Annotated in this window: 23 protein-coding genes and 1 pseudogene; 11 read left to right on the top strand and 13 right to left on the bottom strand. The window is 70.8% G+C overall.

Going from position 1 to position 25,915, the window contains the following annotated elements; all coding sequences use genetic code 11:
* The first annotated feature begins 47 nt into the window (after positions 1–47).
* A complete protein-coding gene (locus tag AMK22_RS28255; protein ID WP_073789622.1) occupies positions 48–1,190 on the top strand; it encodes an NADH-quinone oxidoreductase subunit D in 1,143 nt (380 codons plus the stop codon).
* A gap of 260 nt (positions 1,191–1,450) precedes the next feature.
* Here AMK22_RS28255 and AMK22_RS28250 read toward each other — a convergent pair whose 3' ends face one another.
* The 4 genes from AMK22_RS28250 to AMK22_RS28235 all read right to left on the bottom strand — a co-directional run bounded on the left by AMK22_RS28250 (position 1,451) and on the right by AMK22_RS28235 (position 5,131).
* The gene (locus AMK22_RS28250; protein WP_199883331.1) at positions 1,451–2,464 is read right to left on the bottom strand and encodes a hypothetical protein; all 1,014 of its coding nucleotides are present in this window, start codon (positions 2,462–2,464) and stop codon (positions 1,451–1,453) included.
* A gap of 129 nt (positions 2,465–2,593) precedes the next feature.
* Positions 2,594–3,577, bottom strand: a complete 984-nt coding sequence (locus AMK22_RS28245) for an ABC transporter substrate-binding protein (protein ID WP_073789620.1) — start codon at positions 3,575–3,577, stop codon at positions 2,594–2,596.
* Between the two features lie 172 nt (positions 3,578–3,749).
* Entirely contained in the window at positions 3,750–4,424 is a 675-nt protein-coding gene (locus AMK22_RS28240) for an ABC transporter permease (RefSeq protein WP_073789618.1), read from the bottom strand.
* A 2-nt stretch (positions 4,425–4,426) separates the two neighbouring features.
* On the bottom strand, positions 4,427–5,131 hold the full coding sequence (locus tag AMK22_RS28235) for an ABC transporter permease (RefSeq protein WP_073789616.1): 705 nt from the start codon (positions 5,129–5,131) through the stop codon (positions 4,427–4,429).
* Positions 5,132–5,397: 266 nt separating this feature from the next.
* Here AMK22_RS28235 and AMK22_RS28230 point away from each other — a divergent pair, with 266 nt between their 5' ends.
* Positions 5,398–6,687 carry an ABC transporter ATP-binding protein gene (locus tag AMK22_RS28230; protein WP_073789615.1) on the top strand — a complete coding sequence of 430 codons (1,290 nt, stop codon included), beginning with the start codon at positions 5,398–5,400 and terminating at the stop codon, positions 6,685–6,687.
* On the opposite strand, the gene AMK22_RS28225 is transcribed toward AMK22_RS28230, so the two are convergent.
* Entirely contained in the window at positions 6,674–7,795 is a 1,122-nt protein-coding gene (locus AMK22_RS28225; RefSeq protein ID WP_073789613.1) for an alpha/beta hydrolase, read from the bottom strand. The genes AMK22_RS28230 and AMK22_RS28225 overlap by 14 nt on opposite strands.
* A gap of 147 nt (positions 7,796–7,942) precedes the next feature.
* Here AMK22_RS28225 and AMK22_RS28220 point away from each other — a divergent pair, with 147 nt between their 5' ends.
* The 6 genes from AMK22_RS28220 to AMK22_RS28195 all read left to right on the top strand — a co-directional run bounded on the left by AMK22_RS28220 (position 7,943) and on the right by AMK22_RS28195 (position 12,964).
* Positions 7,943–9,784, top strand: a complete 1,842-nt coding sequence (locus AMK22_RS28220) for a phosphatidylglycerol lysyltransferase domain-containing protein (protein ID WP_073789612.1) — start codon at positions 7,943–7,945, stop codon at positions 9,782–9,784.
* A gap of 32 nt (positions 9,785–9,816) precedes the next feature.
* Positions 9,817–10,674 (top strand): dihydropteroate synthase, encoded by an 858-nt coding sequence (gene folP / locus AMK22_RS28215; protein ID WP_073789610.1) that lies wholly within the window; start codon positions 9,817–9,819, stop codon positions 10,672–10,674.
* Positions 10,671–11,165, top strand: coding sequence for a nuclear transport factor 2 family protein (locus tag AMK22_RS28210; RefSeq protein ID WP_073789608.1), 495 nt, complete (start codon positions 10,671–10,673; stop codon positions 11,163–11,165). Before folP ends, AMK22_RS28210 begins: the two co-directional genes overlap by 4 nt.
* Before the next feature lie 259 nt (positions 11,166–11,424).
* Positions 11,425–11,784, top strand: a complete 360-nt coding sequence (gene folB, locus AMK22_RS28205; RefSeq protein ID WP_073789606.1) for a dihydroneopterin aldolase — start codon at positions 11,425–11,427, stop codon at positions 11,782–11,784.
* Positions 11,781–12,392, top strand: coding sequence for a 2-amino-4-hydroxy-6-hydroxymethyldihydropteridine diphosphokinase (gene folK, locus AMK22_RS28200; protein WP_073789605.1), 612 nt, complete (start codon positions 11,781–11,783; stop codon positions 12,390–12,392). The genes folB and folK overlap by 4 nt, the downstream gene beginning before the upstream one ends.
* Positions 12,393–12,481: 89 nt before the next feature.
* Positions 12,482–12,964, top strand: coding sequence for a DUF3180 domain-containing protein (locus tag AMK22_RS28195; protein WP_073789603.1), 483 nt, complete (start codon positions 12,482–12,484; stop codon positions 12,962–12,964).
* Between the two features lie 110 nt (positions 12,965–13,074).
* On the opposite strand, the gene folE is transcribed toward AMK22_RS28195, so the two are convergent.
* The 6 genes from folE to dacB all read right to left on the bottom strand — a co-directional run bounded on the left by folE (position 13,075) and on the right by dacB (position 20,854).
* Complete coding sequence (folE, locus tag AMK22_RS28190; protein WP_073789601.1) at positions 13,075–13,680, bottom strand: GTP cyclohydrolase I FolE; 606 nt, start codon at positions 13,678–13,680, stop codon at positions 13,075–13,077.
* 145 nt (positions 13,681–13,825) lie between these two features.
* Positions 13,826–15,856: an ATP-dependent zinc metalloprotease FtsH gene (ftsH, locus tag AMK22_RS28185; RefSeq protein ID WP_073789599.1), complete on the bottom strand. Its 2,031-nt coding sequence runs from the start codon at positions 15,854–15,856 to the stop codon at positions 13,826–13,828.
* 214 nt (positions 15,857–16,070) lie between these two features.
* Positions 16,071–16,610, bottom strand: coding sequence for a hypoxanthine phosphoribosyltransferase (gene hpt, locus AMK22_RS28180; protein ID WP_073789679.1), 540 nt, complete (start codon positions 16,608–16,610; stop codon positions 16,071–16,073).
* Between the two features lie 101 nt (positions 16,611–16,711).
* Positions 16,712–17,851 carry a tRNA lysidine(34) synthetase TilS gene (gene tilS / locus AMK22_RS28175; RefSeq protein WP_073789598.1) on the bottom strand — a complete coding sequence of 380 codons (1,140 nt, stop codon included), beginning with the start codon at positions 17,849–17,851 and terminating at the stop codon, positions 16,712–16,714.
* A 225-nt stretch (positions 17,852–18,076) separates the two neighbouring features.
* Positions 18,077–19,204, bottom strand: coding sequence for a zinc-dependent metalloprotease (locus AMK22_RS28170; protein WP_073789596.1), 1,128 nt, complete (start codon positions 19,202–19,204; stop codon positions 18,077–18,079).
* 126 nt (positions 19,205–19,330) lie between these two features.
* Positions 19,331–20,854 carry a D-alanyl-D-alanine carboxypeptidase/D-alanyl-D-alanine endopeptidase gene (gene dacB / locus AMK22_RS28165; protein WP_073789595.1) on the bottom strand — a complete coding sequence of 508 codons (1,524 nt, stop codon included), beginning with the start codon at positions 20,852–20,854 and terminating at the stop codon, positions 19,331–19,333.
* A gap of 86 nt (positions 20,855–20,940) precedes the next feature.
* Between dacB and AMK22_RS28160 the strand changes: the two genes are divergently transcribed.
* Together AMK22_RS28160 and AMK22_RS28155 are read left to right on the top strand one after the other, a co-directional pair.
* Positions 20,941–21,435 (top strand): inorganic diphosphatase, encoded by a 495-nt coding sequence (locus AMK22_RS28160; RefSeq protein ID WP_073789594.1) that lies wholly within the window; start codon positions 20,941–20,943, stop codon positions 21,433–21,435.
* Between the two features lie 329 nt (positions 21,436–21,764).
* Positions 21,765–23,486: a threonine/serine ThrE exporter family protein gene (locus tag AMK22_RS28155; RefSeq protein ID WP_073789593.1), complete on the top strand. Its 1,722-nt coding sequence runs from the start codon at positions 21,765–21,767 to the stop codon at positions 23,484–23,486.
* Between the two features lie 249 nt (positions 23,487–23,735).
* Here the strand turns inward: AMK22_RS28155 and AMK22_RS28150 are convergent, their stop codons facing one another.
* Both AMK22_RS28150 and AMK22_RS28145 read right to left on the bottom strand, forming a co-directional pair.
* Positions 23,736–24,452: a DedA family protein gene (locus AMK22_RS28150; RefSeq protein ID WP_073789592.1), complete on the bottom strand. Its 717-nt coding sequence runs from the start codon at positions 24,450–24,452 to the stop codon at positions 23,736–23,738.
* Positions 24,453–24,649: 197 nt separating this feature from the next.
* The gene (locus AMK22_RS28145; protein ID WP_073789591.1) at positions 24,650–25,408 is read right to left on the bottom strand and encodes a MerR family transcriptional regulator; all 759 of its coding nucleotides are present in this window, start codon (positions 25,406–25,408) and stop codon (positions 24,650–24,652) included.
* Positions 25,409–25,668: 260 nt separating this feature from the next.
* Here AMK22_RS28145 and AMK22_RS28135 point away from each other — a divergent pair.
* Positions 25,669–25,881: pseudogene (locus tag AMK22_RS28135) on the top strand (flavodoxin domain-containing protein); the annotation flags it as partial.
* Positions 25,882–25,915: the final 34 nt, after the last annotated feature.

The raw sequence follows: 25,915 nt of genomic DNA, 5'->3' as shown, positions 1-25,915 counted from the left end.
CACCGCCCCACCGCCCCACCACCTCCCCGTTCAGGAATACTGGCCGCATGACGGAGACGACGGTCGGCATCGGCGGCGCGGCGGAGAGCACCGACATGGTGCTCAACATCGGCCCTCAGCACCCCTCCACCCACGGCGTGCTCCGACTGCGCATCGTCCTCGACGGCGAACGCGTCCAGCACGCCGAGCCGGTCATCGGCTACATGCACCGTGGCGCGGAGAAGCTGTTCGAGGCCCGCGACTACCGGCAGATCGTGATGCTCGCCAACCGCCACGACTGGCTGTCGGCGTTCTCCAACGAACTGGGCGTCGTCATGGCCGTGGAGCGGATGCTCGGCATGGAGGTCCCGGAGCGGGCGGTCTGGACACGCACCCTGCTCGCCGAGCTGAACCGGATCCTGAACCATCTGATGTTCCTCGGCTCGTACCCGCTCGAACTCGGCGGGATCACCCCTGTGTTCCACGCGTTCCGCGAGCGCGAGGAGCTCCAGGCCGTGATGGAGGAGGTCTCCGGCGGCCGGATGCACTACATGTTCAACCGGGTCGGCGGGCTCAAGGAGGACCTCCCCGCGGGCTGGCTCGGCCGTGCCAGGGACGCCGTCGCGGCGGTCCGGGCCCGGATGGACGTGTACGACGACCTGGTGCTCGGCAACGAGATCTTCAGGGGCCGCACCCGGGGAGTCGGGGTGCTGCCGGCCGCGACCGTGCACGCGTACGGGGTGTCCGGGCCGATCGCCCGCGCCTCGGGCGTCGACTTCGACCTGCGGCGCGACGAGCCGTACCTCGCGTACGGGGAACTGGGCGACACCCTGAAGGTCGTCACGCGCACCGAGGGCGACTGCCTGGCCCGCTTCGAGTGCCTGCTGGAACAGACGCACAACTCCCTGGACCTGGCGGACGCCTGCCTGGACCGGATGGCCGGCCTGGCGCCCGGCCCGATCAACCAGCGCCTGCCCAAGGTGCTGAAGGCCCCCGAGGGCCACACCTACGCCTGGACCGAGAACCCGCTCGGCATCAACGGCTACTACCTGGTGTCCAAGGGCGAGAAGACCCCGTACCGGCTGAAGCTCCGCGCCGCCTCGTACAACAACATCCAGGTGCTCGGCGAGCTGCTGCCGGGCACCCTGGTCGCCGACATGGTGGCGATCCTGGGCTCGCTCTTCTTCGTCGTCGGAGACATCGACAAGTAGCCGACGGCCGATGCCCCGGCCGTCCGCACGAACACGGTCCGGACCGCCCGCGCACCACTTCGCGGACAACGGTCCGGACCGCCCGCGCACCACTTCGCGGACAACGGTCCGGACCGTCCTCGCACTATTTCGCGGACAACGATCGGGCCCCCGCACGCGAACACACGGAACAACGGTCCGGGCCGCCCGTACGCGAACAACGGTCCGGGCCGCCCGTACGCGAACGACGGGCGGCCCGGGAGAACGGCGCGAGCAGGCGACTACGAGATCGCGGTGCGCAGCTCCACCATGTCCATCTGCTCCGTCTCGTCGTGCGCGGTCAGGTCGATGACCTTGCCGACGGCGCCGTTCTCCGCCGTGCCCGTGCGGTGGGCGGCCAGCGCCTCCTCGCCCACCACGTCCGCGAGGTCCTCGTTCTGCACGGACTCGATCGCGGTGCGCGTCTTCTGCGTGCCGAAGAAGTCGAAGCTGCCCTGCGGCACCTGCTGGCGGCGGGGCGCCGCCCCCGGGGCGACCGTGCTGGCGGCCGGCACCGGACGCGCCGGGAGCAGCGCGGCGGACGGCCGGGACGCGGGAAGGGCGGTCGTCGGACGCGGCTGACGCGCCGGGGAGGCGTCGTCCTCGGCCGCCGTGTGCCTGCCCGGCCGCTCCTCCGTCTTCGGGTCCCGCTCGGCGAGGTCCCGCTTCCGGGCCTCCTCGGCATTGCGCCGGGCCTCCTGGAGCGCCCTGTTGCGCGGCAGGTCCTCCAGCGCCTGAGCGGCACGCAGATAGGCGGCCGGGGTCGGGGTGCTGCGCGCGGCCGGCAGCTCCCTGGGGGCCCCGGCTTCGAGCGCGAGCCGCCTGCGGCCCTCCAGCGCGCTGGCGCGCCCCGTCTCGGCGTTGGCGTACCGGCGCAACAACGCGGCGTGCTCCCCGCGCAGATTGGCCAGCTCCACCCGCTTGCGCCGCAGCTTCGTCTCCAGCCGGGTCCGCAGCTCGCGTGCCTCCTCCAGGTCGGACTCCAGCTCGGCCACGCGTTCCTCGGCCCGCCACTCGTCACCGGCGCGGGCACGCTTCAGCTCCGCGACCCGACGGCCGGCCTCCCGGTCCCAGCTGCGCATCAGATACGCGCCGGTCACCGCGGCGGCCGCCGCGGCGGCCACCAGACCGCGCAGGACCAGGGGTTCGGCGAGCAGCCAGGCGCCCGCGGCGCAGAGGACCGAGACCCCGGCGACGGCCGAGGGCGGAAGGATTCTGTGCAGCGGTGTCGAATGGCGATGACGTCCACGTGGCATGGCCTGAAATTTACCGTGTGTAGGAGGAACTTGGGGGGCCGCCCGGCAATCTGTTCCCGGCCGGTTACCTGACGGCCCCTTCCCGTCCCGAATCCCGCCTTGCTTCTCCACCTCTTCCTGCTTCCGCCCCTACTTCCGGATGAGACCCTTCGACCGCAGATAGTCCTTGGCCACATCGGCGGGCTTTGCGCGCTCCGCGTCGACCTTGCGGTTCAGTTCCGCGAGATCCTCGGTGGTCAGCGCCTTGGTGATCTTGCCGAGCGCGTCGGCGACGTCCTGCGAACCCGCGTCCTTCGCATTGACGACCGGCAGTACGTTGTCGGCGTTCTGGAGCTTCTTGTCGTCCTCCAGGAACACCAGGCCGTAGCTGTCGAGCACCGCGTCCGTGGTGGTCGTGAGGACCAGTTGGTCCTTGCCGTCCTTGACCGCCTGCTTGGACTGCGGAGTGCCGACTCCCTTGGGGTCGATGCCGGTGACATCGATGCCGTACGTCTTTTTCAGACCCGGCGCGCAGAACGGCCGCACCTCGCACTCGTCACCTGCGGCGATCTTCACCGCGACCTTCGATCTGCCGAGATCCGAAAGCGACTTGAGCTTGTGTTCGGCGGCGAATTCCTCGGTCACCGCGAAGGCGTTCTGGTCAACGGCCGCGCCGGCCGGGAGCACCTTCAGTCCGCGCGGGGCGGCGAGCTTCTCCAGCGCTGCGACCGTGGCGGCGGTGTCGCCCGAGGCCACCGGCTTCTTCGCGGCCTCCTTCGCGCCGTTCGCCTTGGCGTTGAGGAATTCCGCGATCGTCGCGGCATATTCGGGAACGACGTCGATCTCGCCCTTCTCCAGGGAAGGTTCGTAGAGTTCCCGGTTGGCCACGGTGGTGACCGAGGTGCGGTATCCGGCGTCGCCCAGGATCTGCGCGTAGAGCTCCGCGAGCACCTTGGACTCGGTGAAGGAGGCCGCGCCGACGACGAGCGGGCCCTTCTCGCCGCCGCCGGATCCGCCGGAGGACGCCGAGCCGTCCTTGTTCTTCTCCAGGCTGTCGCCGCCGCACGCGGCGAGCGAGCCCGCCAGCGCGACCATGCCGATGACCGCGCCGGCTATGCGCGAGGTCTTGCTCATCGTGTTCTCCGTCCACAGCGCCAGGGCTGTTCGAGTACGAAATGGATCAGGACTGTCCGGGTCGGGGCACGCCTCGGTGGGCGGCGCGCGCTCCCCCGCTCCGGGCACGGGCGACGGGCCCCCTCGCACCGGCCCTCGTGCGGGCCCCTTGTGCCGGGTCTCATGCGGGCCCTCATGCCGTCCCGCGGCGGCGCAGCGGCGAGAGCACCCGTCCGAGCACCACCAGCACCGCCTCCACCAGCAGGGCGAGCGACGCGACCAGCACCGCCCCCGCGACGACCTGCGCAGTGTCGTACGTGTTGAAACCGGCCGTGATGATCCGGCCGAGACCGCCCTGGCCGACCATCGCCGCGATCGTCGCCGTGGCGACCACCTGGACCGCCGCCGAGCGCAGCCCGGTCATGATCATCGGGTAGGCCAGCGGGAGCTCGACCCGTACGAACAACTGCCCGCCGGACATCCCCATGCCCCGCGCCGCCTCGGTCACCGAACGGTCCACCTCCGCCATCCCCACATAGGCGTTGGTGAGCAGCGGTGGCACGGCGAACAGCACCAGCGCGACGATCGTCGGCACGTACCCGGCGTTGCGCAGCGGCGAGACCATGAAGAGGGCCAGCACCGCGAAGACCGGGACCGCCCGCCCCACGTTGGAGAGGTTGACGGCCGGCGCACCCCCCTTCCCGATGTGGCCCAGATACAGCGCGACCGGCAGCGCGATCGCGCAGGCGGCGGCGAGCGCGACCCCGCTGACCCAGAGGTGCTCGACGAGCCGGTGGGCCGCCCCGTTCTCCCCCGTCCAGTTCGCCCCGGTGGTGAGCCAGGCCCACGCCTGACCGAGAACACCCATGGTCAGACCGCCTTCGCCGTGGTGCGTGAGGGAGTGGCGCGTATTCGGGTCCAGGGGGTCAGCAGGCGCTGGAGCCCCAGCAGCAGCAGATCGGCGACGACCGCGAGCAGCACGCACAGGACCGAGGCGGTAAGCACCTGCGCCTTGAAGAAGCTGGGCAGGGCGTCCGCGATCAGATTGCCGAGGCCGCCCCTGCCGATGATCGACCCGACCGTCGTCAGGGCGATCGTCGAGACGGTGGCGATCCGCACGCCTGCCATCACCGCGGGCATCGCGAGCGGGAGTTCGACCTCCCAGAGCAGCCGGACCGGCCCGTACCCCATGCCCTTCGCGGCTTCCCTGGCCTCCTGCGGAACGGCTTCGAGACCCGCCAGGATGTTCCGTACGAGGATGGTCAGCGAATACAGCACCAGGCCGGTGACCACCAGCGCGGCGGACAGCCCGAAGAACGGCAGCAGCAGCGAGAACATGGCCAGCGAGGGCACGGTGTAGAGCACCGTCGTCAGGCCGAGGACCGGACCGGCGAAACGAGGACCGCGGCGGGCGAGCAGCGCCAGCGGAAATGCCACGAGCAGCCCGATCAGCACCGATACCGCCGTGATCCAGATGTGCTGGACCGTCGCGTCCGTCAGCTCCTCGCTGCGGGAACGGAGATACTCCCCGCAGATCCAGTCATTCGTCACCATGCAGTTCTGCACGGCAGCCATCCGCCCCCACCTCCCTTTTGCCGCCTCGCGCCGAAACGCCGGGATACCGCGTACGACGCCGGACCGTCCCGTACGTCGAAGCACCGAAGTGCCCGAAGTACTCCGAGCACCGGAGCACTCGACGCACCGCAGTACCGGAGCATCAAAGCACTCGACGCACCGAAGCGCCGGTGTTCCGAGACCCTATCCCCGACCACTGACACTCGCCGAGACCGTCGTATTCCAGCAACATGACCTCCACACAACACCCGCGACAATGGGGAACCATGATCCGTTTCGAGCACGTCACCAAGCGGTACGCGGACGGCACCACCGCCGTCGACGACCTTTCCTTCGAGGTCGCCGAGGGTGAACTGGTCACGCTCGTCGGACCGTCGGGCTGTGGCAAGACGACCACCATGAAGATGGTGAACCGGCTGATCGAACCGACCGAGGGCCGGATATTCCTCGACGGTGACGACATATCCGCCATCGACCCCGTCCGGCTGCGCCGTCGTATCGGGTACGTGATCCAGCAGGTGGGCCTGTTCCCGCACCGTACGATCCTGGAAAACACCACGACGGTCCCTCATCTCCTGGGCTGGAAACGGGGAAAGGCGCGCGCACGCGCGGCGGAACTCCTCGACCTCGTCGGGCTCGACCCTTCCGTTTATGGCGACCGCTATCCGGAACAGCTCTCCGGCGGCCAGCGCCAACGCGTGGGAGTGGCGAGGGCGCTGGCCGCGGACCCACCAGTGCTGCTGATGGACGAGCCTTTCGGTGCGGTCGACCCGGTCGTACGGGAACGGCTGCAGAACGAATTCCTGAAACTCCAGGCGCAGGTCCGCAAAACCGTGCTGTTCGTCACGCACGACATCGAGGAAGCCGTCCGGCTCGGCGACCGGATCGCCGTCTACGGGCAGGGCGCCATCGAGCAGTTCGACTCCCCGGCGACCGTGCTCGGCGCGCCCGCCACCCCCTATGTCGCGGACTTCGTCGGCGCCGACCGCGGTCTCAAGCGGCTCTCCGTGACCCCCATCGAGGCGGGCGACCTCGACCAGCCTCCCGTCGTCCATCTCGACGACTCCCTGGAGCGGGCGACCGAACGGCTGCGGGCCGAGGGGGCGCGCTGGGCGGTCGTCCTGGACGGCGAGGACAATCTGCACGGCTGGATCCCGGCCGGCCCTCCCGCCACCGCGCACACCGCCGGGCCCGCGCCCCGGCCCGCCGGTTCAAAAGCCGCCCCCGTGCCCCGGTCCGCTGCCGGTTCGAAAACCGGCCCCGCTTCCCCGGCCGCCTCCGGCGGCACGGTCCGCGCCCACGCCCGGCGGATGGAGGCATGGCTTCCGGTCGGCGCCCCGCTCAAGCAGGCGTTCGCCACCATGCTCCAGCACGACGCGGGCTGGATCGCCGTCATCGACGAGGAGGCGAACGGCCGGTTCCTCGGCGTGCTCACCCCGGCACGGCTCCACGAGGCGCTGCGCCGCTCCATCGACGCCGACGCCCAGGACGTGCCGCGCGCCGAGGTGGCCGTCGAGTCCGTGGAGAGCCTGGCCGGGCCGCTCAGTTCTCGCTGAGCCGGCTGCTCATCCAGTCCAGGGCCGGGGGGATCTCCCGCCGCCAGGTGTTGAAGTTGTGGCCGCCGCTGTCGAGCACGATCGACGAGACCTGGGCGGGCGCCTTCACCTTCGCGATGAACTTCTGCGTGGACCGGTAGTTCCCCTCGCCCTGCCTGGAGGTCGTGACGAGGAAGGACGCGTCGGGCTGCGGCAGGTGGTCCAGACTCCACATCAGGTTCGCCCGGTCGCGCGCCCGCTGGTCGCCGTGGAAGAGATCGCCGGTCGTCGGGTCCTCGGCCGCCTTGTAGTACGCGGAGAGTCCCGCGCTCGCGGCGAACCGGTCCGCGTGGTGGAGACCTATCTTCAGCGCGCAGTAACCCCCGGTCGAGTTGCCCATGATGCCCCAGTTGCGGGCCCGGGTCCCGACCCGGTAGGCCTCCGAGATCGCCCGCGGCAGGTCCTCGGCGAAGAACGTCTCCGTCTGCGGTCCGCCCTTGATGTCCACGCATTCGGTGTCCCTCGGCGGCGCCACCGTGGGCCGCAGCATCACCAGGATCATCGGCTGCGCGCGCCCGGCCTTCACCCGCGCGTGTGCCGTCTGGGGGTACCTCAGGCCCTTGAGGAGGTTCTCCGACACGCCCGGATAACCCGTCAGGACGACGACCGCGGGGAACTTCCGGCGGGCGAACTCGGGCCGGAAGTACTCCGGCGGGAGGTACACGTACGCCGAACTCTCTATCCCCGACTTCCGGCCCGCGATCACGACCTTGTCTATCCGCCCGGACACGGCGGGGCGCGGCGCGCCCGCCACCCCCGAGTGCTGCGTCCCGACCCGGACGATGTTCCTGGAGGCCGATGCCCCGTCCGCGTGGTCGGTGACCACGCCCTGTTCCTGCTCCTGGCCGAACAGATCCGCCCAGGAACCGTAGAAGAGGAACGAGTTGTTGGCCGCCAGGGCGACCGAGACGAACAGCATCACCTGGGTCACGAGCAACAGCCCGACCCGCCCGAACACCACGGAGACGCCTTGCCGGGCCAGCCGCGGCCAGAACCAGACCGTGGCGGCGAAGGAGACCACGCCCAGCGCGATGGCCGCGACCAGAAGCGTCGTGCTGGTAAGACCCATGGGGGTGAGCTTTCTTGTCTGGAAAATTCCGGTGCGCGGATAAACCCTTCGCGCGGAAGCCTCGTCCTACAGTTCGCACATCGTCCGAAAGCTCTCGGACGAAGGACTCAGGAAACTCAGGAATCTCTCGCGGAGCCACGGGAAGCGATGTCTGTCACGCTAGATGGGGATAAATCAGGATCGGTTCCGAGTCCCGTACGCAAGTTCGTACGGGGCCCGCGCCCCGAGACCGTCCCGACGCTGATCGGTACCGCCTGCACCGTCGTCGGCCTGATCGACGTCGCCGCGGGCGTCTTCCCGCGCTTCCGGCACAGCCGGATGCATGCGCTCGCCGAGGTGCTGCCGGGCGCGTTCGGACCGTTCGCCGCCGCTCTCTCCCTGAGCGCGGGCGTCCTGCTGCTGCTCCTCGCCCACGGCCTCAAGCGGCGCAAGCGGCGGGCCTGGCGGGCCGTCGTCGTCCTGCTGCCGGCCGGGGCGCTGGCGCAGTTCCTCTACCGGCACTCGATCACCGGCATGCTCGTCTCGCTGGCCCTCTGCGCGCTGCTGGTCCGTCACCGCGGTGAATTCTCCGCGCTCCCCGACCCGAGGAGCCGCTGGCGGGCACTGGCCAACTTCGTGGTGCTCGGTGCGGGTTCGATGGGCCTGGGCCTCGTCATCGTCAGCTCCCATCCCCGGCGGATCGTGGGCAGCCCCAGTATCGCCGACCGGCTCCAGCACGTGCTGTACGGGCTGTTCGGTGTGGAGGGCCCCGTGGACTACGGCGGGAACACCTCCTGGACCGTGGGGTACTCGCTCGGCGCCCTCGGCCTGCTGACCGCCGTCACCACCATCTACCTGGCCTTCCGTCCCGAACACCCGGCCGCGCGCCTCACCGGGGACGACGAGGCCCAACTGCGCGCCCTGCTGGAGAAGCACGGCGGCCGGGACTCGCTCGGCCACTTCGCGCTCCGCCGCGACAAGGCCGTCGTCTTCTCCCCGAGCGGCAAGGCGGCCGTCTGCTACCGGGTCGTGTCCGGGGTGATGCTGGCGAGCGGCGACCCGATCGGCGACGTGGAGGCATGGCCCGGCGCCATCGAACGCTTCATGGACGAGGCCAGGGCCCACTCCTGGACCCCCGCCGTGATGGGCTGCAGCGAGACCGGCGGCGAGGTCTGGACCCGCGAGACCGGGCTCGACGCGCTGGAACTCGGCGACGAGGCGGTGGTGGACGTCGCGGATTTCTCGCTCGCCGGGCGCCCGATGCGCAACGTACGCCAGATGGTGAAGCGCATTGAACGCCTGGGCTACGAGACCCGGGTCCGGCGCGCACGCGACATCGGCGAGGACGAACTGGCCCGCATCCGCCGGGCGGCCGACGACTGGCGCGGCACCGACACCGAGCGCGGCTTCTCCATGGCGCTCGGCCGGATCGGCGACCCGGCCGACGGGGACTGCGTCATCGCCACCGCCCACAAGGCCGACGAACCGGGTGCCGAGTCCCCCTACGGCGACCTGAAGGCCGTGCTCCACTTCGTCCCGTGGGGCCACGACGGCATGTCCCTCGACCTCATGCGCCGCGACCGCTCCGCCGATCCCGGCATGAACGAGCTGCTGATCGTCGCCGCCCTCCAGGCCGCTCCCCGGCTGTCCGTCGGCCGGGTCTCGCTGAACTTCGCCATGTTCCGCTCCGCCCTCGCCCGCGGCGAGAAGCTGGGCGCGGGACCGGTGCTGCGGCTCTGGCGCGGGCTGCTGATCTTCCTCTCGCGCTGGTTCCAGATCGAGTCGCTGTACAAGTTCAACGCCAAGTTCCGGCCCCGCTGGGAGCCCCGCTTCGTGGTCTACCGCACCGCCCGGGACCTGCCCCGGATCTCCCTGGCCGCCATGCGGGCGGAGGGCTTCGTGAACCTCGCCCTGCCCCGCCCGTTCGCCCGCCGGTTCCCCCGCTCCCAGCCCCGCCCCTGCGCCCACACTCCGGCCACGGACCGCGAGCAGCACGCCCGCGCCGCGTAACCGGCACACCGTACGGGGCCTACGCTGGTCGCATGAGTACGTTGCGTGGACGAGGCACGGTCCAGGGCCTGCCGGAGTGGGACCGCTGTGCGGTCATGGGTGTCGTCAATGTGACCCCGGACTCCTTCTCCGACGGGGGCCGCTGGTTCGACACCACGGCCGCGATCAAACACGGTCTCGACCTGGTTGCGCAGGGCGCCGATCTGATCGACGTCGGCGGCGAGTCGACCCGGCCCGGCGCCAGCCGGGTGGACGCGTCGGAGGAGCTGCGACGCGTGGTCCCGGTGGTCCGGGGCCTGGCCGCCGAGGGCGTCACGGTCTCCGTGGACACCATGCGGGCCGGGGTCGCCGAGGAGGCCGTCGCGGCCGGGGCCGTCCTGGTCAACGACGTGAGCGGTGGCCTCGCCGACCCGGCCATGGTCGGGGTCGTCGCCGACGCCGGAGTGCCGTTCGTCGTCATGCACTGGCGCGGTTTCAGCGAGTCGATGAACAGCCGCGCGGTGTACGAGGACGTCGTCGCCGAGGTCGTCCGGGAGTTGCGAGAGCGGATGGACGCCGTGGTCGCCGACGGCGTCCACCCGGAACGGATCGTCATCGACCCCGGCCTCGGCTTCGCCAAGGACGCCGCCCACGATCTCACCCTGGTCGCCCACCTCGACGATCTGCACGCCCTGGGCCGCCCGCTGCTGGTCGCCGCCTCCCGCAAGCGCTTCCTCGGCCATGTGCTGGCCGGTGAGGGCGCGCCGCCGCCCGCCCGGGAACGCGACGCCGCCACCGCGGCGATCTCCGCGCTCTCCGCCCACGCGGGCGCCTGGGCCGTCCGGGTCCACGAGGTGCGCGCCACCGCCGACGCCGTCCGGGTCGCCCGCGCCGTCGAGGGCGCCGCGTGAGCGGGCCGCGCGACGAGCACGCGGAGGCCGCCGCCGACATCGCGGCCGTCGAGCAGGCCAACACCGCCTTCTACGAGGCGATGGAGCGCGGCGACCTCGACGAACTGTCCGGACTGTGGCTTCCGGGCGAGGACCTCACCGTCTCCTGCGTCCACCCCGGCTGGCCGGTGCTCAGCGGTCGCGGCGAGGTGCTGCGCAGTTACGCCCTGATCATGGCCAACACCGAGTACATCCAGTTCTTCCTGACCGACGTCTCGGTCTCGATGACCGGCGACACGGCCCTGGTGACCTGTACGGAGAACATCCTCAGCGGCGGGCCCGCCGAGGACGGCAACGCGCTCGGACCGCTCGTCGGCCAGCTCGTCGTGGCCACCAACGTGTTCTGGCGCACCCCCGACGGCTGGAAGCTCTGGTCCCACCACGGCTCGCCTGTACTGACCGAGTCCGACGACGACGAGAACGAGAACGGAAACGGCGAAGGCGCGTCCTGACCGGCCGAAAGCCATCTCCTGAGCGGGAACGAGCCCTTTCCTGATCGTCCGGAAGCCGTCTCCCGACCGGAAAGTTCGCCTCCTGGGAGGGTTGGAATTCACGTCTGCGGGTAGTAGCGGCTACCAGTCCCGTGAGGTCCTGTCCATAGCCCCCACGGGGGAGCACTGTCGGTGCTCGAAGGTAGATTCGAAAGAGAGCACCTCGCCGTCCGCACGCGGCCCCGTGTCTCTACGCCCAACGACAGCAGGAGTGATTCGCGTGGATCGTGTCGCGCTGCGCGGCCTCAAGGCCCGTGGACATCACGGCGTCTTCCCCCGGGAACGGGAAGAGGGCCAGACCTTCATCGTGGACCTGGTGCTCGGCCTGGACACCCGCCCCGCGGCAGCCACCGACGACCTGACCAAGACGGTGCACTACGGCATCGTCGCCGAGGAGGTCGTCGAGGTCGTGCAGGGAGAACCGGTCGATCTGATCGAGACGCTCGCGGAGCGCATCGCCCAGAAATGCCTCAAGCACGAAGGAGTCGAGGAGGTGGAGGTGGTGGTGCACAAACCGGACGCGCCGATCACCGTCCCCTTCGACGATGTCACCATCACCATCACACGGAGCCGAGTATGACTGCTTTTTCCACCAAGGGGCAGAGCGACCCGACCGTACAGCCGGTCCCCGCCTCCGTGGTCGCGCAGGTGGACGCCGCGGACAGCACCCTCTCCAACCCCAAACGCGCCGTGCTCTCCCTGGGGTCCAATCTCGGCAACCGGCTGGAGACCCTCCAGGGCGCCATAGACGCGCTGGAGGACACCCCGGGCCTGCGGGTCAAGGCCGTCTCACCGGTGTACGAGACGGAGCCCTGGGGCGTCGCCCCCGGCTCCCAGCCCTCGTACTTCAACGCGGTGGTCGTGGTGAAGACGACGCTCCCCCCGTCCTCGCTCCTGGAGCGCGGCCAGGCCATCGAGGAGGCGTTCGAGCGGGTCCGCGAGGAGCGCTTCGGCCCGCGCACCATCGACGTCGACATCGTGGCGTACGCGGACGTCGTGTCCGACGACCCGGAGCTCACCCTCCCCCACCCCCGAGCCCATGAGCGGGCCTTCGTCCTCGCCCCGTGGCACGACATCGAGCCCGACGCCCAGTTGCCGGGCGCCGGTCCCGTCGCGGAGCTGCTGGCCGATGTGGGGCGCGACGGCATACAGCCCCGCGCCGACCTGGAACTCCGTCTGCCCGAGTAGTCGTTAGGCTCGACGGACGGAATCCGGCCGGACACGACCGGGCAGGACCGGACGGACACGATCATGGGCGGCGAAGGGCGGATCACTCGGTGAAGCAACTACGGCTCGGGGTACTCATCGGCCTCTTCGCCGCGGCCGGGGTGCTCTCCTGGGGCGGTGCGCGCCTCTGGGACTCCCTGGGCAGCCTGCCGAGCGTTCCCCTCGCCGCGCCGATCGTGCTCGCGGTGATCGCCGCCGTCCTGCTCGCGACGGCGCTCTCCATCCGTTCCCGGCTGCGCGCCCAGCGCGAGCGCCGGCCGGGAGCCAAGGGCGTCGAACCTCTGATGGCGGCACGGGCCGTCGTCTTCGGCCAGGCCAGCGCGCTGGTCGTGGCCCTGGTCTCCGGGATGTACGGCGGCACGGGCGTCTTCCTGCTCGGCTCCCTCGACGTGCCCGCCCGCCGCGACCAGGCGATCTACGCGGGCTTCGCGGTTCTGGCCGGCATCGCGGTGGTCGCCGCGGCCCTCTGGCTGGAGCGCATCTGCAAGCTCCCGGAGGACGAGGACGGCGACAAGAGCCGCTCGTCCGCCTGACGGCGGCACCGGCCCCGGAGCCAGAACCCCGCCGTCCGCCGTCTCCCGGCCGGAGCAAGGACTCCGCGCCCCGACCGGGCCCGAGGCTCCTCCCCGGCCGGGCAGGGGCCTCAGCGGGCCAGTATCAGGCTCATCGCCTCGGCCCGCGTGGACGCGTCGCGCAGCTGGCCGCGCACCGCCGAGGTCGTCGTCTTCGCACCGGGCTTGCGGATGCCCCGGACGGACATGCACATGTGCTCCGCCTCGATGACCACGATCGCGCCGCGCGCCTCCAGGATGCGCATCAGCGAATCCGCGATCTGCGTGGTCAGCCGCTCCTGCACCTGGGGCCTGCGGGCGAACACGTCGACCAGGCGGGCGAGCTTCGACAGACCCGTGATCTTGCCGCTCTCCGCCGGAATGTAGCCGACGTGGGCCACCCCGTGGAACGGCAGCAGGTGGTGCTCGCAGAGGCTGACGATCTCGATGTCCTTCACCAGGACCATCTCGTCGTGTCCCAGATCGAACGTGGTGGTCAGGACGTCCTCGGGCACCTGCCGCAGCCCGGCGAGGATCTCCTTGTACGCCCGCGACACCCGGCTCGGCGTCTCACGCAGCCCCTCACGGTCCGGGTCCTCGCCCACGGCGAGGAGGAGTTCGCGCACGGCGGCCTCGGCCCGCTTCTCGTCGAACTCGCCGATCGGCCCCTGGCCGTCCAACGTCACCGGGTCGGTCATCTGTGCCTCGTTCCTCTGAGCTGTCACCACACACACTTCTCGTACGGTCGTACGAAAAAGCCGCGCCCTCACAGGCTAGAACCTGCGAGGGCGCGGCATCCATTCCGAGCCCGGTCCGGCCCCCGTGACAGGGACCACATCCAGGTCAGGACCCGGGGCGGTCCTCCGGCAGCGCCTCGGTCGCCGGAACGTTGTCCGCCGGGACGACCGAGCCGTTCGCCGTGGTGGTGCCGTTGGTGAGCGCGAGCTCCTTCGGCGAGAGCACCGGGGGCCGCGTCGACGGGGTGCGCCGGGCGGAACCGGTCCACGCCGGGCGGGCCGGGCGCTTCACGACCGGGGCGAAGATCTCGGCGATCTCCTCCTTGCCGAGCGTCTCCTTCTCCAGGAGCTGGAGAACGAGGTTGTCCAGCACGTCGCGGTTCTCGACGAGGATCTCCCACGCGTCGTTGTGGGCGGTCTCGATGAGCTTCTTGACCTCTTCGTCGACGAGGGCCGCGACCTCTTCCGAGTAGTCGCGCTGGTGCCCCATCTCCCGGCCCACGAAGGGCTCGGTGTTGTCGCCGCCGAACTTGATCGCGCCGAGCCGCTCCGTCATGCCGTACTGCGTGACCATCGCGCGGGCCGTGGCCGTGGCCTTCTCGATGTCGTTCGCCGCACCGGTGGTCGGGTCGTGGAAGACCAGCTCCTCGGCCGCGCGCCCGCCCAGCATGTAGGCCAGCTGGTCGAGCATCTCGTTGCGCGTCGTGGAGTACTTGTCCTCCTCCGGGAGCACCATCGTGTAACCGAGGGCGCGGCCGCGGGAGAGGATCGTGATCTTGTGGACCGGGTCCGCCTGCGGAGAAGCCGCCGCGACCAGGGCGTGTCCGCCCTCGTGGTACGCGGTGATCTTCTTCTCCTTCTCGGACATGATCCGGGTCCGCTTCTGCGGGCCCGCCACGACGCGGTCGATGGCCTCGTCGAGCATCTTGTTGTCGATCAGCTTCTGGTTGCTGCGCGCCGTGAGGAGCGCAGCCTCGTTCAGCACGTTCGACAGGTCGGCACCGGTGAAGCCGGGCGTGCGCCGGGCGACGGCGCCGAGGTCGACGTCCTTCGCGACCGGCTTGCCCTTCTGATGGACCTTGAGGATCTCCAGGCGGCCCTGCATGTCCGGCCGGTCGACCGCGATCTGCCGGTCGAAACGGCCCGGACGCAGCAGCGCCGGGTCGAGGATGTCCGGCCGGTTCGTGGCGGCGATCAGGATGACGCCGCCCTTCACGTCGAAGCCGTCCATCTCGACGAGCAGCTGGTTCAGCGTCTGCTCGCGCTCGTCGTGACCGCCGCCCATCCCGGCACCGCGGTGCCGGCCGACGGCGTCGATCTCGTCGACGAAGACGATCGCCGGGGCGTTCGCCTTGGCCTGCTCGAAGAGGTCACGCACTCGGCTGGCACCGACACCGACGAACATCTCGACGAAGTCGGAACCGGAGATCGAGTAGAAGGGGACGCCCGCCTCGCCCGCGACGGCGCGCGCGAGCAGCGTCTTGCCCGTACCGGGAGGCCCGTACAGCAGAACGCCCTTGGGAATCTTGGCGCCGACGGCCTGGAACTTCGCCGGCTCCTGGAGGAACTCCTTGATCTCCTGGAGCTCCTCGACCGCCTCGTCCGAGCCCGCCACGTCGGCGAACGTCGTCTTCGGGGTGTCCTTGGTGATCAGCTTGGCCTTGGACTTCCCGAACTGCATGACCCGGGAGCCGCCGCCCTGCATCTGATTCATCAGGAACAGGAAGACGACCACGATCAGGACGAAGGGCAGCAGCGACAGGAGGATCGAGATGAACGGGGACTGCTTCGACGGAGAGACCGTGTAGCCCTTGTCGATCTTGCCGCTCTCGAACTTCTGCTGCAGCGTGTCGGCGAGCTGGACGCCCTGGTTGCCGATGTAGTTCGCCTGGAACTTGCCGCCGGACTCGCCCGAGAGCTTCTGGCCGTTCTTCAGCTCGATCTTGATGATCTGTTCGTCACCGGTGGTCAGCTTGGCCTGCGCCACCTGGTCCCTGCTGATCGCCTGGACCACCTTGCCGGTGTCCACCGATTTGTAGCCGCCCGACGAGCCGACGACCTGCATCAACACGACCACGGCGAGGACGGCCAGCACGATCCACATGACCGGCCCACGGAAGTATCGCTTCACGTCCATCCATACGGGGCGATCACGCCCCGTCCCTCCTGCCCGTAGGTAAATGCTGCTGTGAGAAAAGATTGTTCTTCGGACGGTACCCCAGCATTGTCACCCGCGACTGCCGGGGACGTCTGTCAAAACCGCCCTTCCATGTCCCAACGACGGGAATCGAGTAAAAGGTTCCCGTCGTCGGTCGCCGCCCTGGTCCGTACCGGAAGGCGGCACCGGGCGGTCAGCCGCCGTAGACGTGCGGGGCGAGCGTGCCGACGAAGGGGAGGTTGCGGTACTTCTCCGCGTAGTCCAGCCCGTAGCCGACGACGAATTCGTTGGGGATGTCGAAACCGACCCACTTGCAGTCGAGCGCGACCTTGGCCGCGTCCGGCTTGCGCAGCAGCGCGCAGATCTCCAGGGAGGCGGGCTCGCGCGACCCGAGGTTGGACATCAGCCAGGACAGGGTCAGGCCCGAGTCGATGATGTCCTCGACGATCAGGACGTGCTTGCCCTTGATGTCGGTGTCCAGGTCCTTCAGGATCCGGACGACTCCGGAGGACTGGGTGCCCGCGCCGTACGACGAGACGGCCATCCAGTCCATGGTGACGGGGTTGGACAGCGCACGCGCCAGGTCCGCCATCACCATCACCGCGCCCTTGAGGACGCCGACGATGAGCAGGTCCTTGCCCGCGTACTCCGCGTCGATCTTCGCGGCCAGCTCGACGAGCTTCGCGTCGATCTCTTCTTTGGTGAGGAGCACCGACTGGAGGTCGGTGCCCATGTCCTTCTCGTTCACCCGCGTCTCTTTCTGTGCCTGCCGGGGCCCGGGGCGGCGCCCCGTACCGGCGGCGGCCTCTCGCCTGCGTGTCAGCCGCTCGTGCTTCAGCTCTGCCGAATCACAAGTCTGCCACCCTGGCGCATGGCCTCGACGCGGCCGGGCAGGTTGATGGCCCGCTGGCCGCGCCAGCCGGTGATCAGGCGGTCGACCTCCTCGATGTGCCGGGCGAACAGCGAACCGGCCGGGGATCCGGCCTCCACGACGGCCCGGCGCAGCACCCGGCGGCGTACGGCGGGCGGCAGCACGTACAGCTTGGCGCACTCCAGCCGGCCCGCCTCGTCCCGTACGGTGCGCTCGGCCTCGGCGGCCCAGGTGTCGAGCGCGTCGGCGTCGTCGCGGGAGAGCTGCGCGGTACGGGCCAGAGCCTCGACGACCCCCTTGCCCAGCGCCTTCTCCAGGGCGGGCAGGCCCTCGTGGCGCAGCCGGGAGCGGGTGTAGGCGGGATCGATGTTGTGCGGGTCGTCCCACACGGGCAGGGACTGGACGAGGCAGGCCTTGCGGGCGGTCTGCCGGTCGAGCTGGAGGAAGGGACGGCGGTAGCGGCCGGACGGGCCGGACGCGGCGGCCATGCCGGAGAGGGACCGGATGCCGGAGCCGCGGGCGAGGCCCAGCAGCACCGTTTCCGCCTGGTCGTCGCGGGTGTGGCCGAGCAGCACGGCGGCGGCTCCGTGCCGTTCGGCGGCCTCGTCCAGGGCGGCGTAGCGGGCGTCGCGGGCGGCGGCCTCGGGGCCGCCCTCGTGGCCGACGCGCACGGCGACGGACTCCACCGGATCGAGGTGCATGGCGGCGAGGCGGTCGACGACTTCGGCGGCCCGGGTCTCGGAGCCGTCCTGGAGGCCGTGGTCGACGGTGATGCCACCGGCCCGGACGTCGAGCTTGCGCGCCTCGAAGGCGAGGGCGGAGGCGAGTGCCATGGAATCGGCGCCGCCGGAGCATGCGACGAGCACCAGTGGGGTATCGGGGCGTTCGGGGAGTGCGGGGCGCTGTCTGCCCGCGCCGGCTTCGGCGAACCCGGGGTGCGGAGTGCGCCGGGGGTGCCCGGCGTCGCGGGCGCGTCCGGCGTTGTCGCAGGTGTGGCTGTGGTTGCTGTCGCGGGCGTTGTTGCGAGTGTGTTCGGTGAGTACGTCGTGGAGTACGCGGCGGACCGCCAGGCGTATCGCCGCGACCGCAGGATGGGGACCCATGTCCGGTGCCCTTCGTGGAGTGTCGGGAGTGCCTAGGAGTGACGGGATGAGTGAGAATTCCGTCACTCAGAGTGCATCGATGGTGACAGAGGCAAGCCGTCCATCGAGCATTGCACGCCTTCCCATGCCTCTACGGTCCCTCGGATGGGTGATTACCGGCGCGTTCTCGTCCTGTCGCGCGCCGTCGTGGCCGCCATGGTCACGGCTCTGCCTTACGGTGCACCCTCACTCCGCCCTGCGGTGCACCCTCGCGATCCAGTCCGCGGGCTTCGAGATCTCCGCCTTGGTAGGGAGCGTGTTCGGCGAGGTCCAGACCCGGTTGAAGCCGTCCATGCCCACCTCGTCGACCACGGCGCGGACGAACTGTTCGCCGTCGCGGTACTGACGCAGTTTGGCGTCGAGCCCGAGGAGCTTGCGCAGCGCCTGGTCGAGGCGGCTCGCCCCGCGCGCCCGGCGCTGCTGGAACTTCTCGCGGATCTCGGCGACGGAGGAGACGACCTCGGGTCCGACGCCGTCCATCACGTAGTCGGCGTGCCCTTCGAGCAGGGACATCACGGCGGTGAGCCGGCCAAGGATCTCCCGCTGGGCGGGGGTCTGGACGAGTTCGACGAGGCTGCGTCCGCCCTCCTCGCCGTCCTCGCCCTCGGGGCGGCCCCCGGCCAGCGACTGGGCGGCCTCACGAAGCCGCTCCAGGAAGGTCATCGGGTCGACGTCGGTCTCTTCGAGGAATGACTGGATCTCGCCCTGGAGGTGGTCGCGCAGCCAGGGCACACCGGTGAACTGGGTGCGGTGGGTCTCCTCGTGCAGGGCGACCCAGAGCCGGAAGTCGTGCGGGTCGACCGCCAGCTCGCGCTCGACGTGGACGATGTTCGGAGCGACCAGCAGCAGCCTGCCGCCGTCGGCCGCGGCCGGGAATTCGCGCCCGGCGGGTGCGAACGTCTCGTACTGGCCGAGGACCCGGGAGGCCAGGAACGACAGCAGCATCCCCACCTCGACACCGGTCACCTTGCCTCCGACGGCACCGAGCACGACTCCCCCGGGGCCGTTGCCGCGCCGCTCGCGCATCTTCCCCAGCAGCGGGCGGAGCAGTTCGCGGAAGCCGTCGGCGTTGGCCCGGATCCAGCCCGCCCGGTCCACGACCAGGACCGGGGTGTCCTCCGGTTCGGTCCCCTCGGGGATCATCCGGGTGAAGGAGCGGACGTGGTCCTCGGACGCCTTGGCGTGCCGACGCAGCTCCGCGACGACCTCGCGGGCCTCCTCACGACTGACCTCCGGCCCGGGCCGGACCAGCCGGGTCGCGGTCGCGACCGCGAGATTCCAGTCGACCATCTCGGCCCCACCGATGCTCGTCATGTGTCAACCGTACGTGCTCGGGTCCGTCCGCGCCGGGGTGTTGACGGGGCCACGAGCGGAAGTCCGGGGTCCGGGCACCCGGCGGACCGGTGCCGGGAGGGGCACCGGCTCACCGGGCGCACCGGTTCACGGGGCGGGGGCGGCGAGGCTGGTGGCGAGGGCGTCGAGGGAGGACTGCGCCTCGGACGGGGAGGTGGTGCCCGAGGCCAGGAAGGCGAAGGCGAGCAGCCGGCCCCGTGCGTCGACGACCGTGCCGGCGAGCGAGTTCACCCCGGTCAGGGTGCCGGTCTTGGCACGGATCAGGCCGGTGCCCGCGGACTTCGCGGTGTAGCGGTCGCTGAGTGTGCCGGTGAACCCGGCCACGGGAAGGCCGGTGAGGACCGGGCGCAGCTCGGGGTGGGCCGGGTCGGCGGCGCGGGCGAGGAGCCCGGCCAGCAGTCCGGCGGTGACCTTGTCCTTGCGGTTCAGCCCGCTGCCGTCGGCGAGGTTCGCGCCCTTCAGCGGCAGTTGGAGCGCGCCGAGCCGCGCGGTGACGGCGCGTCGGGAGCCGTCGAAGTCGGCCGGTTCGCCCGCGGCCACGGCGGTCTGCCGGGCGAGGGCCTCGGCGATGTCGTTGTCGCTGTTGGTCAGGGCGCGTTCGACCAGGGCCGAGAGCGGGGCGGACAGGTGCCTGGCGACCGGGCGGGAGTCGGCGGGCGCGCGGCCGGGCACCGGCCCCGACGGGACGGCGATCCCCGCGTCGTCGAGCAGTTCGCCGAAGGCGCGGGCGGTGTCGCCGGCCGGGTCGTCGCTGCGCGGGGCGGGCCCGCTGTCGCTGCGGTCGAGCCGACCCTCGTCGGTCATCAGCGCGGTGAGGGGCGCGATGTTCTCGTTGCGGCCGATCGGATGCCGTGCGGGGCCGGAGTAGCGGGAGGTGTCGTACGCGAGGCGGACCTTCGTCACACCCCGCTGCTTCAGGAGGCGGGCGGTGTCGGCGGCCAGGGCGCGCAGGGCCGCCTTGTCGAGGGTGGGGTCGCCGCCGCCGACCAGGGTGACGGCGCGGAAGTCGGGGGACGCCCGGACCGTCGTGGCGATGCGGTGGTGGGGGCCGAGCGCGCTCAGGGCGGCGGCCGAGGTGGCGATCTTGACCGTGGAGGCGGGGGTCATGGGCGTGTCGGCGCCCTGCTCATAGAGCCGCTTCCCGGTGGCGGTGTCGATGACGACGGCGGCGCGCGCGGTGCCCAGGGCGGGGTCCTTCAGCAGCCGGCCGAGGGCGGCGGTCGGGGCGGACGCCGTCCCGTCGGGGGCGGTGCGGGCGCCGGGGGCGGAGTCGTCCGCGATGTCGGCGGCACCGCCCGTGGCGGAGAGGGGGGCGAGGACGGGCGGGGCGCTGGGCGCGGGGCGCGCGCCGGACGGCGTACCGGCTTCGTGATGTACGCCACCTGTGCCGCCGCGGGCCGCGGCCCAGGCCTGCTCGGCCTTACGCTGACCCGAGTCCCACGGACCGGCGGCAAGGGCGGCGCCGGCCGCGAGCACCAGACCGAGGCCGGCGGCGACGGCCGTGAACTGCCGGTCGCTCAGTCCCTTCAGCCTGGTCGCCCCGCCTCTGCGGGTGAGCGCGCCCAGTCTGTCCAGCAGGTTGACCGACGGTCTCTTCACCGGCTCGTCCACCGTTGACCAGCCCCTTTCGCGAGCACACATCTGCGTGGGGGACACTTAATCACCAGTCGTATGTCTTGATCATGGAGGAGCCACCCGTGGAGTTCGACGTCACCATCGAGATTCCGAAGGGTTCGCGGAACAAGTACGAGGTGGACCACGAGACCGGTCGGATCCGTCTGGACCGTCGGCTCTTCACCTCGACGAGCTACCCGGCGGACTACGGCTTCGTCGAGAACACCCTCGGCGAGGACGGCGACCCGCTGGACGCGCTGGTCCTCCTGGACGAGCCGACCTTCCCCGGTTGCCTCATCAAGTGCCGCGCCATCGGCATGTTCCGCATGACGGACGAGGCCGGCGGCGACGACAAGCTGCTGTGCGTGCCGGCCTCCGACCCCCGGGTGGAGCACCTGCGCGACATCCACCACGTGTCGGAGTTCGACCGCCTGGAGATCCAGCACTTCTTCGAGGTCTACAAGGACCTGGAGCCCGGCAAGTCGGTCGAGGGCGCCGACTGGGTGGGCCGCACCGAGGCCGAGGCCGAGATCGAGGCGTCCTACAAGCGCCTTGAGGCGCAGGGCGGCGCGCACTGACGTCCACGGTCCGGTTCGCGGTTCCGCTCGCGGTCCGGTTCACGGTTCCGCTCGCGGTTCCGTTTGCGCTCCGGCCCGCGGCTCCGTCCGCGGTTCCGCTTCCAGGCTCCCGCCCACGGTTCCGTGTGCGGCCCGGCCGACACTGACGTTCCGGAAACGGGCGGCACTCCTTCCCACGGAGTGCCGCCCGTTTCGTCTGCCCACCGCGCCCGCTCGCTCCTTACGCCCGTTCCGTACGTCCGGCCCCTCGCGTTACCGCCCCGGCCCGTGCCCATACTGGGATGCAGAGGCGCGAGCCGAGGTCCCACAGCCGAGGAGGAACTGGTCGAGTGGTGGCGGAACCGGGCGGTCCGGAGGACCAGAAGCCCCAGTCCGACGAGGCGCGCAGCGCCTTCGTACCACCGGCGGGGGTGGAGCCGCCCGCGCCGGCCGCGGACGACGACCACCCGACCTCGGAATTCGCTGTTCCGACCGGTCTGGCGACCGAGTCCCAGGGGGCCGGGGCGGGTTCCGCTTCGGGTTCCGCCTCCGGCTCGGGACCGGGTTCCGCTTCGGGCTCGGACACGATCGGCTCCGCCTTCGCGCCACCGAGCACGTACCGCGCCCACCAATCGCCTCCCGCCTTCACTCCCGCGCACGGCAGCCCGATGATCCGGCTGACCAAGGAGGCTCCCTGGCAGGACCGGATGCGCACGATGCTGCGCATGCCGGTCGCCGAGCGCCCCGCGCCCGAGCTGGTGCAGAAGTCCGACGAGACGGGCCCGGCGGTGCCGCGCGTGCTCGACCTGACGCTGCGCATCGGGGAACTGCTGCTCGCCGGTGGCGAGGGCGCCGAGGACGTCGAGGCGGCGATGTTCGCGGTGACCCGCAGCTACGGGCTGGACCGCAGCGAGCCCACGGTCACCTTCACCCTGCTGTCGATCTCGTACCAGCCGTCGCTGGTCGACGACCCGGTGACGGCGAGCCGTACCGTACGCCGCCGGGGCACCGACTACACCCGGCTGGCCGCCGTCTTCCGGCTCATCGACGACATCACCACCGGGGACGTCGAGGTCTCGCTGGAGGACGCCTACCGGCGCCTGGCGGAGATACGACGCAACCGGCACCCGTACTCCGGCTGGGTGCTGACGCTGGCCGGCGGCGGTCTCGCGGGGGCGGCCTCGGTGCTGGTCGGCGGTGGTGCGCTGGTGTTCGTGGTGGCGGCGATCGGCGCGATGCTCGGTGACCGGCTCGCCTGGTTGTGCGCCGGGCGCGGGCTGCCGGAGTTCTACCAGTTCGTGGTGGCGGCGATGCCGCCCGCCGCGATGGGCGTGGCGCTGACCCTGACCCACTGGTCGGACCTGCGGCCGTCCGCGGTCATCACGGGTGGGCTGTTCGCGCTGCTGCCGGGGCGAGCCCTGGTCGCGGGCGTGCAGGACGGGCTGACCGGTTTCTACATCACGGCGGCGGCACGCCTGCTCGAAGTCATGTACCTGTTCATCGGTATCGTCGTCGGTGTGCTGCTCGTGCTGTACATGGGCCTCCAGCTGGGCGCACAGCTGAACCCGGGGACCAGGTTCTTCGTCCCCGACCGGCCCGTGGTGCAGATCCTGGCGTCGATGGCGCTCTGTTTCGCCTTCGCGATCCTGCTCCAGCAGGACCGTTCCACGGTCCTGGCGGTCACCCTCAACGGCGCCGTGGCATGGGTGGTCTTCGGGGCGATGGCCCGTACCGGAGACATCTCACCGGTGCTGGCGACGGCGACGGCGGCCGGTCTGGTGGGCCTGTTCGGCCAGCTCTTCTCACGTTACCGGCACACCTCGTCGCTCCCCTTCATCACGGCCGCGATCGGCCCGCTGCTGCCGGGTTCGGCCACGTACTTCGGGCTGCTGGCCGTGGCGCAGGGGAACGTGAACGCCGGGCTCGTGTCGCTGTCCACCGCCGTGGCGACGGCGCTGGCCATCGCCATCGGGGTGAACCTGGGGAGCGAGATCTCCCGGTTGTTCATGCGGGTGCCGGGAGAGGTCGGCGGGGCGAACCGCCGCGCGGCCAAGCGGACGCGCGGCTTCTGAGCCGGTCGCGACCTCCGGGCCGGAGTTTCCGGACTTCTCGCCGAAGTCTCCGGTCTCTGGGCCTACGGGTGCGGGTGTCCGGGCCGATGGCCGCAGCACGGGCGTCGCGGGCCCGCGGCACCGGACCACGGGCCCGCGACGCCGGGGGCGGCCCCGAAGGGGGCAGAGTCGGTGGATACGCCGCGGGGGCGTACGCGCCGTACGCGTACGCCCCCGCGGGAAGCGAGTGTCGTGGGACTCGGGGTCCGGTCAGCGCTTGGCGTGGCGCCCGCGCTGGACGGCGACCGGGCCACCGTCGGCGGCCGCCCCGTCGCCCGAAGCCGCGATACCCGCCGCCGCTTCCTTCTTCGCCTTGGAACGGGCCCGCAGGAACTCGATCGCGATCGGCACCACCGAGATGAGCACGATCAGGATGAGTATCGCCTCGATGTTCTTGTGGACGAACTCGATCTTGCCGAGGGCGGAGCCGAGGAGCGTGACGCCGACCCCCCACAGGATCCCGCCGATGATGTTGAACACGATGAACGAGCGGTAGTTCATCCGGCTCACACCGGCGATGATCGGCGTGAACGTGCGCACCACGGGGACGAAGCGGGCCAGGATCAGCGACTTCGGCCCGTACTTCTCGAAGAAGTCGTGCGCCTTCTCGACGTTCTCCTGCTTGAAGAGGCGGGAGTCCGGGCGCCTGAAGAGCGCCGGGCCCACCTTGCGGCCGAAGAGATACCCCACCTGGTCACCGATGATCGCCGCTGCGGCCACCAGCGTGCAGACCATCCACAGCGGGGACCGCAGCTGGCCCGTGGTCACCAGCAGGCCCGTGGTGAAGAGCAGGGAGTCACCGGGCAGGAAGAAGCCGATCAGCAGTCCGGACTCGGCGAAGACGATGAGGAGGACGCCGGGAAGTCCGAAGGTGTTGATGAGATAGTCCGGGTCCAGCCAGCTCGGTCCGAGCGCAAGCGTATTCAAGGGTCCGGGCTCCTGAGTCGGTCGATGGCGGCTGCGTGGCCGCCGACAACTGCGTGGCCGCCCAAAGCTATCAACGCAGAATGCCGTCGTCGGGTTCCAGTCTCCCTCACGGGCGCACGGACCGGGCCAACCTGGACAAAGTACTCCCTTGTGCGGCGCCGCACGGCCGCACGAGGCCGCCGCACGGCCGCGCGCGACTAGGAGAGGCGTTCCGCGTTGGCTACGACGGCGTCGTGCAGGTGCTCGGCCATGCCGGGCCGGATCGACTCGTAGTGGGCGTGGAACCGCGGGTCGGACACGTACATCTCCGCGAGCGCCCGGTGCATCTCGGGCGTGCACGGGTAGAACCACTTGATGATGTGCTGCCGGTACGCCTCGACCAGGTCCATGGCGCGCGCACCGGTGGCCGGCTCGCCGGCCTCCATCAGCGCGGCGTAGGCGGCGTCCCAGCCGGCCACCTCCGCCTGCATCCGCTTCCAGTCCTCCTTCGTGTACCGGGCGGCCCGGCGCCGCGACTCTGCGTAGGCGTCGGTGCCGCCCCAGCGGCGTTCGGCCTCCTCCATGTGCTCCTCGGGGTCCTGGTCCCCGAACACCTCGAACTTCTCCTCCGGCGTGAGGTTGATGCCCATCTTCCGTGCCTCCATGGCTGTCTCGACGGCGTCCGCCATCCTTTGGAGCCCGGCGATCCGGTCGGTCAGCAGTCGGTGCTGGCGGCGCAGGTGGTCCTGCGGGTCCGCGTCCGGGTCGTCGAGCAGTACCGCGATCTCATCGAGCGGGAAGCCCAGCTCCCGGTAGAACAGGATCTGCTGCAACCGGTCCAGGTCCGCGTCGTCGTACCGGCGGTGACCGGAGTGGCTGCGCCCGCCGGGCGAGAGCAGCCCGACGGCGTCGTAGTGGTGCAGGGTGCGCACCGTGACCCCGGCGAAGCCGGCCACCTGTCCCACGGAGTAGTCCACGACCCTCCCCGCTCCCTTCTCCGCTCCCGGCGTCTCCCGCCCGGGGGACGCCTGAATCCCGGGTACGTTCCGATCCTGCGCCCTGACGTCACGTGAGGTGCAAGCCCGAGCCCCCTCGCGGCACCACCCGGTCGGTCGGCCGCTCGGCCGAGCGGCCGACCGACGCGCCGGATGCCTCCACGTTCCGTATCGCCCCCTTCGTATGGATACGTCCGGATATGTTCTGATGCGTTCCCTCGTGCCTGCCGGAGGTCTCCGCGATGCCCACGCCCGTCAACGTCGCCGTCATCTACTACTCCTCGACCGGTACGGTCGCCGCGATGGCCAAGGCCGTCGCGGAGTACGCGGAGAAGGCCGGTGCACAGGTACGGCTGCGCAAGGCCGCCGAGCTCGCCCCGCAGGCCGCCATCGACTCCAATCCGGCCTGGGCCGCCAACGCGAAGGCGACCGCCGACGTCGCCGAGGCGCCGCCCGGATCCAGGCCGAGCGGGTCGTGAAGCTCGCCCG

This window comes from Streptomyces sp. CB01580, from assembly GCF_001905795.1.
Classification (GTDB): Bacteria; Actinomycetota; Actinomycetes; order Streptomycetales; family Streptomycetaceae; genus Streptomyces.
This window is presented reverse-complemented; position numbering and strand designations above follow the sequence as displayed.